6 protein-coding genes are annotated in these 13,157 nt (G+C 49.1%); 2 read left to right on the top strand and 4 right to left on the bottom strand.

Annotated features, from left to right (window positions below; genetic code table 11):
• Positions 1-1,164: 1,164 nt before the first annotated feature.
• Entirely contained in the window at positions 1,165-3,381 is a 2,217-nt protein-coding gene (locus GSQ66_RS08550; protein ID WP_162427090.1) for a bifunctional alpha,alpha-trehalose-phosphate synthase (UDP-forming)/trehalose-phosphatase, read from the bottom strand.
• 302 nt (positions 3,382-3,683) lie between these two features.
• Here GSQ66_RS08550 and GSQ66_RS08555 point away from each other — a divergent pair, with 302 nt between their 5' ends.
• Both GSQ66_RS08555 and GSQ66_RS08560 read left to right on the top strand, forming a co-directional pair.
• Positions 3,684-4,760: a mechanosensitive ion channel family protein gene (locus GSQ66_RS08555; protein WP_162427091.1), complete on the top strand. Its 1,077-nt coding sequence runs from the start codon at positions 3,684-3,686 to the stop codon at positions 4,758-4,760.
• 44 nt (positions 4,761-4,804) lie between these two features.
• Complete coding sequence (locus GSQ66_RS08560; RefSeq protein WP_162427092.1) at positions 4,805-5,404, top strand: DUF2179 domain-containing protein; 600 nt, start codon at positions 4,805-4,807, stop codon at positions 5,402-5,404.
• Positions 5,405-5,510: 106 nt separating this feature from the next.
• Here GSQ66_RS08560 and glgB read toward each other — a convergent pair whose 3' ends face one another.
• From glgB to GSQ66_RS08575, 3 genes are read right to left on the bottom strand one after another with little or no spacing between them, the layout of a single operon-like run.
• Complete coding sequence (glgB, locus tag GSQ66_RS08565) at positions 5,511-7,736, bottom strand: 1,4-alpha-glucan branching protein GlgB (protein ID WP_162427093.1); 2,226 nt, start codon at positions 7,734-7,736, stop codon at positions 5,511-5,513.
• The gene (gene treS, locus GSQ66_RS08570; RefSeq protein ID WP_162427094.1) at positions 7,729-11,058 is read right to left on the bottom strand and encodes a maltose alpha-D-glucosyltransferase; all 3,330 of its coding nucleotides are present in this window, start codon (positions 11,056-11,058) and stop codon (positions 7,729-7,731) included. The genes glgB and treS overlap by 8 nt, the downstream gene beginning before the upstream one ends.
• Before the next feature lie 18 nt (positions 11,059-11,076).
• Entirely contained in the window at positions 11,077-13,101 is a 2,025-nt protein-coding gene (locus GSQ66_RS08575) for an alpha-1,4-glucan--maltose-1-phosphate maltosyltransferase (RefSeq protein WP_162427095.1), read from the bottom strand.
• Positions 13,102-13,157 lie beyond the last annotated feature (56 nt).

Here is a 13,157-nt window from a genome sequence, read left to right on the forward strand (position 1 = left end):
GAAAAGATTTCTAAAATGCTCTTCTGTCATTAAGTTGGCGGAAGAGCTTTTTGTTTTACCTCACCCCAACCCTCTCCTTTTAAAGAGTACTCCTAGCTTAAAACAGGAAAGTAAGTTTTTGTTATAGCTATAGTTTTATAGTTCGTATTGCTGCCGCGAGCGTCCTCGTGACTTACGATGAAGTGAAGTCTCCTGACTCCGCTGGCATGGCAGGGACAGGTATTGTCTGAACCGGGATTTACGGGATTAATGGATTCTCAGGATTAGGCTATTAATATCGTTGATGTTTTCGTTTTATAGCTAGCGTTTTAACCCACCCCTGCCCCTCCCAAGAGGGGAATTTGGGCTTTGGTTGTAGTTGGGTTATTGTTCTATAGTTTGGGTTTCAACACCCCTATTGATCTATGCTCGCAAGTTTCGAACACCTTGTTCTCAATTGTGCTAAATTGTACAGTTGCTACTGCTTGCCAAACTTCGCCCTCACTCGCGTCCCGCGAGCAAGGGCATTAAAGAGGTTGAATTTAATAGAATCAAATAGCCCTGCCCCCAAGGGAATACTTCTGCTGCAGCTTCCCTAACTGTCATTTCGACTTAAGGAGAAATCTGAGTTTTCTATAGTTACAGACCAGGATCGGACAGGTCGCGACCTGTCCCTACGGAAATACAACCACGATAGAGCAATGTAACTATAGCAGTTCACTCAACTATAGTTTAACTATCGAAAGATCTCAGTCTTTGGGTTGAGCGCCTTTGCTTTGTTGCGGTGCCGCCAGGCAACCCGAGGTACGAGGGTAGCAAGAAAGCAACAGCGCGATGCCCGAAGACGGGGCCTCCCGGCCGTGAGGGCACCAAAGCCAACTATAGAACTATAGGTTAGTAGAGCTCCCAGGATTAAAGAAAGCTATGTAAAGAAGGCTTGGTTCGGATAGTAAAGTAGTCAACTATTGGACATATTAGATCCTTCGCTCTGGATGACAACAAAGAAAAGGCAGCTATTACACTCAGATTTCTCCTAACGTCGAAATGACAAAAGAAAAACTATAGCATATAAAAGATCCTTTCGCTAACGCTCCAGAACGACAATAAATAACTTCTGCCATGAAAACTACATGCAAATTATATTAACGAGTAAAGCCGCTATTCCAGCGGCTCTATTCGTTAAGTTCATCCCGTCATTTTAGCATTAGGCGGAAATTCCTTTGTCTCCTGCTTAACAAGCCTGGTTAACATATCCCGAACTTCGCCCGGACCATCTAGATGATATTTGGCTATAGAATAAGAGTTACCGGTTTTTATAGTGTAGGCATTGCGCGGCATGGCTTTAAATATTTCTTCATCACCCCAGTCATCGCCAATGGCCAATACAAACTCATGCGGATACATGTTAAGCCAGTGGCTGGTTGCTTTGCCTTTATTCACTTCCTGGGCTTTAATCTCCACAGCCATTTGCCCGTCTAACACCTGCAGATTACTGTTGGTAGCCAGGAAGTTGAGGTGATTTACCAGTTCGCGGGCACGAAGCTCGCCCAAACCCGTTTCTACGCGTCGGTAATGCCAAACAAGCGAATATTCCTTCTCTTCAATAAACGAGCCCGGTGTGCGGTCAACATATAGTTCCAGGATCAGGCGAATGTCACTTTTCCAGTCATCCATCAGGCTCATCATGGTTTTCCAGCCAGACCCGCGTTGCTTCAGCCATACGCCATGCTCGGCTACTATATCCAGGTTCAGGTGGCCCAGCCAGTCTTCCATGTTTGCTTTTTCGCGGCTACTGATCACAACCACCCTGTTTTTAGGGTTAGCACTCAGGCTTTCCAGTAATTCCAGCAGGTCTTCGTCCGGACGCGCCATCAGTGGCTTGGCTTTATAGTTGGTAAGCGCACCATCATACTCCAGGAAAATCAGGCGTGAGGATGCCAGTTCGTAAGAGTCGCTCATCTCCTGGAAAGTAGCATCGTCGAGGTAGCTGGTTTCCAGAGACATCTGCTTGATCTTGACATACGACAGGCGATCCATGAACAGGCTGACCCAGTGGTGTATGTTATAGCGTTTAAGCGTGTCCTGCATGTTAGCCATATGCACCTTCTGCTCCTCTTCAGGCATAGTCAGGGCCTCATACATGGCTTCCACAATCTTATTAATATCGTTCGGGTTTATCAGCAGCGCATCCGATAGTTCCTTCGAAGCTCCGGCCATCTCGCTGAGTATAAGTACGCCTTTCTGATCAAGTTTGCTGGCAACGTACTCTTTGCAAACCAGGTTCATGCCATCGCGCATCGGCGTTACCAGGGCTACATTGGCCATGCGGTAAAAAGCAGAAAGCACCTCCAGTGGCAGGGATCGGTAGAAATACTGGATCGGGTTCCAGTTAATATCGCTGTACTTACCGTTAATGCGCCCAACCAGCTCATCTACTTCTTCTTTCAGCTCCTTATATTTCTCCACAGCATCCCGGCTTGGCACTACCAGCATAACCAGTGTTACCTTCCCATGAAACTCCGGATAGCGTTCCAGGAACAATTCAAAAGCCTGTAAGCGCTGCGGAATACCTTTGGAATAATCCAGCCTGTCGATAGAGATGATGATGTTTTCGGTACCAACATTTTTGCGGTATTGCTCCTCCAGTTTCAGTACTTCCGGGGATGCGGCTACTTCCGAATACTTTTCATAATCGATGCCCATCGGAAACGAATCAACTAAAAGCGAGCGGCTACCGGTATTAATCCAGCCATGCATGCCACCATAGCCAATAAGCCGGTTAACCGAGCTCAGGAAGTGGCGCATGTCATCGTAGGTATGGAACCCGACCAGGTCGGCGCCCAGCATGCCTTCCAGCAATTCTTTCCGCCAGGGCAGTAACCGGAAAACCTCGTAACTCGGAAAAGGTATGTGCTGAAAAAAACCTATAGTTGCATCGGGTAACTTTTCGCGGAGCATGGAGGGCAACAGCAGCAACTGGTAATCGTGTACCCAGATCGTATCGTTGGGACTGGCAAGTTTCAGAATTTCATCGCAGTATTTCTGGTTTACCTCCACATAGGTTTCCCAGAGGTTCTGCTCATAAATAGCGTACTGGCTGAAATAGTGGAAAGTAGGCCAGAGTGTTTCGTTGCTGAAGCCTTCGTAAAATTCCTTTACCTCCTGTTCCGTCAGAAAAACAGGGTACATATTATCCTTCCGGATATCCTCAATAATTCTTTCCTGTTTATCAGTCTCTTCTATGACCATCCCGGGCCAGCCTATCCAGAGGTTGTCCTTCTTTTTATATATTGATCCAAGGCCTGTCGCTAAGCCTCCTTCACTGGGTGAATAGGTAAGTTTTCCATCCTTCTCCTGCAGTTTTACCGGCAGTCGGTTAGATACGATAATAAGTTTTGCCATTTGAAAAAAGTAGTGTTATAAACTGGCAATGAAACGCGCGTATTAAATGACCCGATTTATGATACTGTACCTGCCATTTACCTGAGCTGAATACAAAGTGGCTCTTGTAGTATTACGCAGGAAACTGCGTTACGTTCCAACTATATTCAGCTTTTACTATAAACCCCTATTTGCTACTTCTTTACAATTCCCAAACTATAGCGAACTGTAATTACAGAGCCGCTTAAAATAACCTCCGGCCGGTTTGCGGAGTACCTATGCAGAAGAAAAAGCAGCAAAAACCCGTTGCCAAACTATAGTTTATGGATAGATTCCGGATTTACATAGATCACCTCGACAACCTGGCCATCTCGCTACTTATCTTTTTCTTTAGTATACTGCTCGGTCTTTTGCTAAAGTTTATCCTGTTTAAGTTGCTCGGCTTATACAGCCGTAATTCCAACCCACGGCTGGCCACCTCGCTTGCAAAGCATCTTAATCGCCCGCTTACGCTGTTTTTGCCGTTGCTTTTTCTGGCTATGGCACTGCCCACCGTACCGCTTTCAGATAAAAGCATCCATGTTTTACGGCGTGTGTTAGAGATCTTTACTATTCTTGGTTTTGCCTGGATTATGATAAAACTGGTTTCAGTGGTCCAGGACATCGTGCGCCATAAATACGATATTGGGAAGACAGACAATTTCAGGGAGCGAAAGCTTATAACGCAGCTTCAGTTTATCAGAAGACTCTCCGTCATTGTTATCGCGTTTATTGCCGGCTCTATGGTTTTGTTGCAGTTCGAGGCTGTAAGATCATTGGGTACAGGTTTGCTTACTTCAGCGGGTATTGCAGGTGTGGTGATAGGTTTTGCGGCGCAACGCTCGCTGGCTAACTTACTGGCAGGTTTACAGATTGCTTTCACCCAACCCATCCGGATCGATGATGTGCTTGTTCTTGAAAATGAGTTCGGGCGCGTTGAGGAAATAACCCTTACCTATGTGGTGGTGCGCATCTGGGATAACCGCCGGCTTATACTTCCGCTCAATTATTTTATCGAAAAACCGTTTCAGAACTGGACCCGCTCCAGCATAGACATCCTGGCAACTGTTTATTTTTATACAGATTATAATGTACCTGTTGATGAACTGCGAAAAGAGCTGCACCGCATACTGGCCGGAACGGAACAATGGAACGGCGAGGTAGCGGGCCTGCAGGTAACCGATGCTCAACGAGATAATGTGCAGCTTCGCGCGCTTTTCAGTGCCCGGAATTCAGGCGATGCCTGGGACCTGCGCTGTCTTGTTCGCGAAAAAATGCTTTACTTCATCCAGAAAAACTATCCTGAGGCGTTACCTAAAGTACGGGCATCCGTATCAGGCGACATCATGCCGAAACAATAACTATAGTTCCCTGTAGTTTTAACGAAGTATAACTCCAATCACACATGAACTTATTTAGCGGTCTAGACCCAACTATAACAGAGTGGGTAATTATTCCATTGTTGATCTTTTTCGCCCGCATAATGGACGTAACGCTGGGTACATTGCGCATTGTTTTTATCTCGAAAGGAGATAAAATGATTGCGCCGGCACTGGGCTTCCTGGAGGTGCTGATCTGGCTGGTTGCCATAACACAGGTTATGCAGAACCTGAACAATGTGGCATCTTACCTGGCCTGGGCGGGCGGCTTTGCAACCGGCAACTTTCTGGGGCTGCGCATTGAACAGAAGCTGGCTTTAGGCCAGATGGTGGTGCGGGTTATTACAGTAGATTCGGCCCACCAACTGATTGACAGACTAAAAGGACACGGATACCGCTTAACCTGTGTGGATGCACGCGGCACGCGCGGCAAAGTAAACCTGCTGTTTATGATCGTAAAGCGCAAAAAGCTGGCGCACGTGCTGGATATTATCCGGGAATATAATCCGCAGGCATTCTACTCTATCGAAGATGTGCGTTCCGTATCCGACTATGGAGTACCAAAGGAGGAGTCTGAAAGAGGACTTAGCTTACGTCGCATCTTCCCGCTCCGGAAAGGAAAATGAGCTATAGTTTAGGAGTTAGAAAGTTTATAAGTTAGAGAGTTAAAGAGTTTAGGAGTTTTTAAATCATTAACTCACAAACTCTATAACTCCTAAACTTATAAACTTTCTAACCTTTTAACTTGAAATATACAACTGCCAGTGGCGGTAACTTTAGCGTTAGTGAGTAATCGCGGCCATGCGATGGCTCTTGCGTTGCCTGCAGCGATCCCTGGTTCTGCACGTTGCTGCCACCGTATTGCTCATCGTCGGAATTAAAGATTTGTATCCACTCGCCACCATGCGGTACGCCTAACCTGTAATGCTCGTGCACGATCGGTGTGAAGTTGCATACTATAAAAATATTCTCTTTGGGATCTTTGCCTTTCCGCAGGAAACTGATCACGCTGTTGTGCGCATCCTGGAAATCGATCCACTCAAAACCACTGCTATCGAAGCTAAGCTCGTAAAGGGCCGGCTCCTGTTGGTATAGTTTGTTCAGTTGCTGCAACATACGCTGCACGCCACTGTGGTAGTTGTACTGCAACAGATGCCAGTCCAGGCTGCTGTCGTGGTTCCATTCGGTGCTTTGGGCAAGTTCGCCGCCCATAAACAGCAGTTTGGTGCCAGGGTGAGCATACATGTAACTATAAAGCGAACGCAGGTTAGCGAATTGCTGCCACTCATCGCCTGGCATCTTACGGATAAGCGAGCCTTTACCATGCACCACTTCGTCATGCGAGAGCGGCAGCATGAACCGTTCGGAGAAAGCGTAAATGATACTAAACGTGATCTCGCCCTGGTGATGCTTGCGGTAGATCGGATCTTTAGAGAAGTAATCCAGCGTATCGTGCATCCAGCCCATCATCCATTTCATATCAAACCCAAGACCACCATCATTTACCTTACCTGTTACGGCCGGCCAGGCAGTAGACTCTTCGGCTATAGTTTGCACATCCGGGTATTTCTCGTGCACAGCCTGGTTAAAGTCTTTGATAAGTGAAATGGCTTCCAGATTTTCGCGGCCGCCGTGCTCATTTGGTATCCACTCCCCTTCTTTGCGGCTATAGTCTAAGTACAGCATCGAGGCCACAGCATCTACTCTAAGCCCATCCACATGGTATTTATCAAGCCAGAAAAGCGCGTTGCTGATCAGGAAGGAGCGCACCTCGTTGCGGCCATAGTTAAAGATGTAGCTTTTCCAGTCCGGGTGGTAGCCTTTGCGCGGGTCGGCGTGCTCGTACAGGTGCGTGCCATCAAAATACGCCAGGCCATGCTCATCCGAAGGGAAGTGCGACGGCACCCAGTCCAGGATCACACCGATGCCGTGCTGGTGAAGTACATCAATCAGGTGCATGAGCTCCTGCGGCGAACCGTACACACTGGCTGCAGCAAAATAACCGGTAACCTGGTATCCCCAACTACCCATAAACGGATGATGCATGACCGGCATAAACTCCACATGCGTAAAGCCCATTTCCTTTACATATTGCGGCAGCTCTTCGGCCAGTTCATGGTAAGTTAGTGGGCGGTTGTTGTCTTCGGGCCTACGCCGCCAGGAGCCTAAATGCACTTCATACACACTCATCGGCTGCGCCTGCCCGGCTATCGTTTTACGGCGCTCCATCCACTCGTTGTCCTTCCACTCATATTTCAGGTCGCAGATGCGGGATGCGGTTTGTGGTGGCTTTTCACGGGCAAAGGCAAACGGGTCGCTCTTTTCTACATGGTATAAGTTGTAATTGGATTTGATGTGGTATTTGTATAGCTCGCCGCCCGTCAGGTCTGGTATAAAACCTTCCCATATGCCGGACCCATCTTCCCGGACTTTTAAACTATGGCTGTCGCGGTTCCAGTGGTTAAAGTCGCCGATTACGGTAACATGTTCTGCGTTCGGTGCCCACACCGCAAAGTAAGTCCCTTTCAACCCGGCATGCTCCATGCAATGCGCGCCCATTTTATCATAAAGCGTAAAATGGCGGCCTTCTTTAAACAGGTAAACATCAAACTCAGTGAAACGGCTGATATCGTAATAGACAGCGCGCTTTTCCTGCGGAACTATAGTTTGCGAAGATGCTATAGTTGTCGTACCTGCTGCTTTCTTGGCAGCCCGTACCTTTGGGGCAGGAGTAAGATCGGTCGTTTCTACAGGTATAGCTTTGGTACGTATTCTCTTCGGCTTTTCAACAGTCGGTATACCTTCAGGTACAGGCGCTTCCGTTACTGGTGACCCCATTTCTGCAGCCAGATCTGCCTTTCTGGGGCGGCCACGCTTAGGCGAAGCAGCACTGCCTGCATCAGTCAATGGTGTAGTTAAGTTTGTTTCCGGTGCTTTCTCTTGCTTTCTCTTAGCCATTCTGATACTTTTTCATGATGTACTTAATGCCCCGGATCGGAATAAGCACCCAGTCCGGACGATTGTTCAGTTCATATCCTAACTCATAGATCGCTTTCTCCAGCAGGTAGGTCTCCATTAATATCTCAAAGTCTTCTTCCTTACCAGGCACTATGCCGGTGCCCATTGTTTTGTCAAGGTAGCAGTGCATAAAGAAGTTGCTGGCGTAATGATACCACTGCTCCGCCCACTCTTCCAGGTAGCCGTCCTCTTTTCTTGCAGAGTCCTGCTGAAACAGGGCGTTGTAAGCAGCATAATGGAACGAACGGATCATGCCGGCAACATCGCGCAGCGGCGAACGCTTGAGTCTTCGCTCGCTGAAAGAGCGTGCCGGCTCTCCTTCAAAATCTATGATAATGAAATCCTTGCCTGTGAACAGCACCTGACCCAGGTGGTAATCGCCATGTGTGCGTATCTTGAGCGTGTCTATTTTATGAGAGAAGATGCGTTTCAGGCGATCGAGGATCTCCGAACGCATGTTAAGCACTTCTTCGGCTTCGGCACGCACGCTGTCCGGCAGTTTTGGTAGGTGCTTGCGCAGGCTATCAAAGTTACTGCGCACCAGCGATGTAAGCGACGAATACAACGACCGCTGGTAATGCAGCGAAAAATCTTCCGGGGCAAAATCCCGCAGCTCGCGCATAGACGCCAGCGCCAGGTGCATTTCCGCAGTGCGCAGCCCCAGTAGTTCTATCCTGTTCACCGAAGCACCGCCCAGCTGCATCTGCACAGGCTCCGGGGCATCCGAAAATGCTACCGGACGCGACAGTGTACCTATAGTTGCAACAGGCTTTATGCGTTCGCTCTGTGTTTCGATTCGCTCAAAAAAGCGCTTCAGTGAATCCTCCATATTCTCCCAGGCATCCCCCTGGTTGGGTACCAGTTCCTGTAACATGGCCAGCACCATCGGCGGAGCACCGGGTGTCTGGTGCTCCAGCGCTCCCATAAACTTGGGCACCTGCGGGAAATTAACAATGTCTGTCAGCGCCTGAACTACTTCCACATCCGGGTTCAGGGCGCGGTCAAGCTTACGGTATATCTTCAGGAAGAACTGGCTGTCGTAAACTATAGATGTGTTGCTTTGCTCCGCACTCAGTATCTTAGAAGTTAATATTGTGTCGCGCAGCGCCTGTCCTACCTGGTTATGGCTGTGGCCGACCAGTTCGGCTTCATCGCCGGCACGTAATCGGCGGCGTCTGGCTATTAGCTGCAGCAACAACTGCCGGAACTCCTCCCAGTAAAGGGCATCATACAAAATGCCTTCCTGCCCATTTTGCACCACCCTGGCTATTACGCTTGCCGGCTGGCTGGTTATCAGGTCCTGTTCCTGCTCTTTCGGCATAAAAGCAATCGGCAACTGGTAGAGCTCCGGCAGGCCTTCGTTATAGTTTACTTCAATTAAAAGGATGGCTGCGCCGGTATTACCAACCAGCAACGGTATGTTTTCGATGATCTGCATGCGCTGCACCGTACGGGCTTTGCCCCCAAACCAGCGGCGGTTCAGGATGTAAGGCGGCAGTACTCTGTTCTCCAGTTGGCGAAGCATGTTCTGTGGCAGGCGGTGCTGCAGCGGAGCTATCTCCATAACCGGATGCTGCATGTCCAGTACCTGCTGTGCCGAAACGTCCTGTGGCTGTAGTTCAAACCAGTAATAGCCATGCGCTCCTACTGTAAACAGGTATGCATCTTCTTTTATACCCGGGAATTTGTTTTTACTGAACACTTCACGGGGCGTATAGCCTTTAAACTCCTGCAGGTCCAGCTCCACGGCTTCCGGGAAGCGCGACAGGTTGGCAATGACCAGGATGTTCTCGTCCTCATAAGAGCGGATAAAGGCCAGCACTTTGGAGTTAGCCGGGTTAAGGAATTTTATACTGCCCCGGCCGAAAGCTTTGTAACGCTTGCGCATGTTTATAATGCGGCGCATCCACCACAAGAGCGAACTGCTGTTCTTTTCCTGCGTTTCCACATTCACCGACTCATACTTGTACTCCGGGTCGATGATAACCGGCAGGTAGAGTTTCTGCGGGTTAGCTGAGGAGAAACCAGCATTGCGGTCCTCGCTCCATTGCATGGGGGTACGTACACCATCACGGTCACCTAAGTAGAAGTTATCACCCATCCCAATTTCATCGCCATAGTATACTACCGGTGTACCTTTCATGGAGAAGAGCAGCACATTCATCAGCTCAATTTTATTGCGGTCGTTGCCCAGCAGTGGCGCCAGACGGTGGCGTATACCCAGGTTTATTTTAGCCAGCGGATCGCGGGTGTATACTTTGTACATATAATCCCGCTCTTCGTCGGTTACCATCTCCAGGGTCAGCTCGTCGTGGTTGCGCAGGAACATAGCCCACTGGCAGGTTTCCGGTATTTCGGGCGTCTGGTCAAAAATATCGATGATCGGGTAACGGTCTTCCATCTTCACCGACATGAACAGGCGCGGCATAATCGGAAAATGGTAGTTCATGTGGCACTCATCGCCGTTACCAAAGTAAGAAGCCGAATCCTCAGGCCACATATTCGCCTCTGCTAGCAGCAGTTTACCGGTGTATTTGCTGTCTACGTGGGCACGCAGCTTTTTCAGGAAATCGTGCGTTTCCGGCAGGTTCTCCCCGTTTGTTCCTTCCCGCTCGAACAGGTAAGGCACGGCATCCAGACGGAAACCATCCACTCCTAAATCAAGCCAGTAATCCAGCATCTTAAACACTTCTTTCTGTACAACCGGGTTCTCAAAGTTCAGGTCGGGCTGATGGTGGAAAAAGCGGTGCCAGTAGTATTGTTTTGCTACCGGGTCCCAGGTCCAGTTGCTTGGCTCATAGTCTGTAAATATGATGCGCACATCTTTATACTTGGTCGGGTCGTCGCTCCATACATAATAGTTGCGGTGCGCCGAGCCGGGCTTGGCATGACGCGCCCGCTGAAACCACGGGTGCTGGTCCGAAGTATGGTTAATGACCAACTCGGTAATTACTTTCAGGCCACGACGGTGCGCTTCTTTTACAAAAAGCTTAAAATCACGCATGTCGCCATAGTTCGGGTTTATGCTATAGTAATCTGCTATGTCGTAGCCGTCATCTTTCAGGGGTGACGGGTAGAAGGGCAGCAGCCAGATAGCTGTAACTCCCAGGCTTTCCAGGTAGTCCAGCTTTTGCATCAGCCCTTTAAAATCGCCTATCCCGTCACCGCTTCCGTCCTTAAAAGCTTTGATGTGCAGTTCGTAAATAATGGCATCTTTGTACCAGTGAATGTTGTCGTCTAACAGATCTTTGTCCGCTGCCATAGTATCGTTTTATCTTTTTTATTCGTGATGGGTGCTTTGATCGGTCGGGAGCCAGGTATCATCCAAATTGTTATGGCCCATGCCGGAATTAGCTTCTTCTATACGGAAAACATGCACCGGCATTTCATGTGGCCGGAGCTCTACGTAATTCCATTCGTTTTGCCAGGTATACTTGTGATCGGTCAGCAGGTCGTGCACCATGTATTGCTCACCTTCCGGCAGTTGTAGTTCGCGTATCGGCACCTTCACCCAGCCCGATTGTGTGTGGTACGGGTCCATGTTGGCAACAACTATAATCTTGTTCCGCTTAGCGCTGTCCCATTTGGCAAAGCACAGAAGCTGCGGATTATCGGTATCGCCAAAGGCAATGTTCCAGGTAGTTTGCAGGGCCGGGTTTACCTTTCGTATTTTATTGATGAGGGTGATAACTTCTGAAACCTTGGTCTTTTTGCCCCAGTCCCAGTGCTTCACTTCATACTTTTCGGAGTCGATGTATTCTTCTTTGCCCGGATACGGCGTACCCATCGAAAACTCATACACCGGACCATACAAGCCATAGTTGGAAGAGAGTGTGGCTGCCAGCACAACCCGCATAATGTGGGCCGGCTCACCGCCTTGCTGCAATACTTCCGGTAAAATGTCCGGGGTATTAGGCCAGAAGTTCGGGCGGTAATATTCCCGCATTTCGGTTTGGGTTAGCTCCGTCAGGTACTCGCGAATCTCCTGCGGTGAGTTGCGCCAGGTAAAGTAAGTATAGGATTGCGTGAAACCGATCTTGCCGAGTCGTTCCATTACACGCGGACGTGTAAAGGCTTCGGCCAGGAAAATGACCTGCGGATGTTGCGCCCGCACTTCCCGGATCATCCACTCCCAGAAGTTAAAGGTTTTGGTATGCGGATTATCTACCCGGAAAATGTAAACGCCCTGCTCTATCCAGTGTAAAACTATACTTTTAAGCTCCTGCCACAGGTTCTGCCAGTCTTCGGTTTCAAAGTTTAAAGGCAGCACATCCTGGTATTTTTTCGGTGGGTTCTCGGCGTACTGCACGGTGCCATCCGGTCGCCATTTAAACCACTGCGGATGCGTTTTTACATAGGGATGGTCGGGTGAACACTGGATGGCAAAATCAAGCGCTACTTCTATGCCGTGGCTGCGTGCTTCGTGTACAAAGTGCCGGAATTCATCCAGCGTACCCAGTTCAGGAAGTATGGATTTATGTCCGCCCTCCTCGGCGCCAATGGCCCACGGCGACCCTGGCTCACCCGGCTCTGCTGTAACGGAGTTATTTTTACCTTTCCGGAAAGCGCGGCCTATCGGGTGAATGGGTGGCAGGTAGATGGTATCGAAACCCATTTCGGCGATGCGGGGCAACAGCCTGATACAATCCTGAAAAGTACCATGGCAGTTGGCTTCCAGCGCTGCCGACCGAGGAAAAAATTCGTACCAGGTGCTGAACAGTGCTTTCTGGCGCTCCACATCTACCCGCAGAATTTTAAAATACCAGGTCACATTCCCCCGCTCACAGCAGGCATTCATCTGGTCGGTTACATCGCGGCTGGTTGCCAGCTCTACGCCATCTGCCGCCGATATATTGCCACGCAACTGTTGCGCCCATTTGCTTAGCCGTTTCTGCTGACCAGCCTTGGCGGTGGCAGCGGCTTGTTCTATTAACTGCGCGCCAATCTGCAGCTCTACGGCAATATCCTGGTTGGCTTCAAACTTTTTGCGAAGCCCTTTCTGCCAAGTATAAAAATGATCTATCCAGCCTTGTAAAGTATACTCGAACATGCCCATGGCATCCGGTACAAAGGTGGCCTGCCAGCGGTCGTTACCCAGGAACTGCATGGGTATTTCATTCCATTTCTTTTTTCGGCCATGCCGGTACAGCAACATCGCTTTTACCTCGTCGTGGCCGTCTCCAAATATATCCGCTGTTACAGTCAGCCTTTCTCCTACTACCCGTTTTACCGGGTATTGCCCGCAGTTAAGTTCAGGTTTTACGTTTTCAATGATAACTCTGTGGGTTCCGTCCAGTCCTTCCATGTATGTTTGCTTTGGTCTGTAGTTACTTGCCCGCTACAAATTGGTTACAGGTAAGT

The sequence above is a fragment of the Pontibacter pudoricolor genome (genome assembly GCF_010092985.1).
GTDB classification, from domain to species: Bacteria; Bacteroidota; Bacteroidia; order Cytophagales; family Hymenobacteraceae; genus Pontibacter; species Pontibacter pudoricolor.

Bases quoted from the DNA above. Each gene is read 5' to 3' on its own strand.
- GSQ66_RS08550 (WP_162427090.1), bottom strand. From the start codon at position 3,381: ATGGCAAAACTTATTATCGTATCTAACCGACTGCCGGTAAAACTGCAG.
- GSQ66_RS08555 (WP_162427091.1), top strand. From the start codon at position 3,684: ATGGATAGATTCCGGATTTACATAGATCACCTCGACAACCTGGCCATC.
- GSQ66_RS08560 (WP_162427092.1), top strand. From the start codon at position 4,805: ATGAACTTATTTAGCGGTCTAGACCCAACTATAACAGAGTGGGTAATT.
- glgB (WP_162427093.1), bottom strand. From the start codon at position 7,736: ATGGCTAAGAGAAAGCAAGAGAAAGCACCGGAAACAAACTTAACTACA.
- treS (WP_162427094.1), bottom strand. From the start codon at position 11,058: ATGGCAGCGGACAAAGATCTGTTAGACGACAACATTCACTGGTACAAA.
- GSQ66_RS08575 (WP_162427095.1), bottom strand. From the start codon at position 13,101: ATGGAAGGACTGGACGGAACCCACAGAGTTATCATTGAAAACGTAAAA.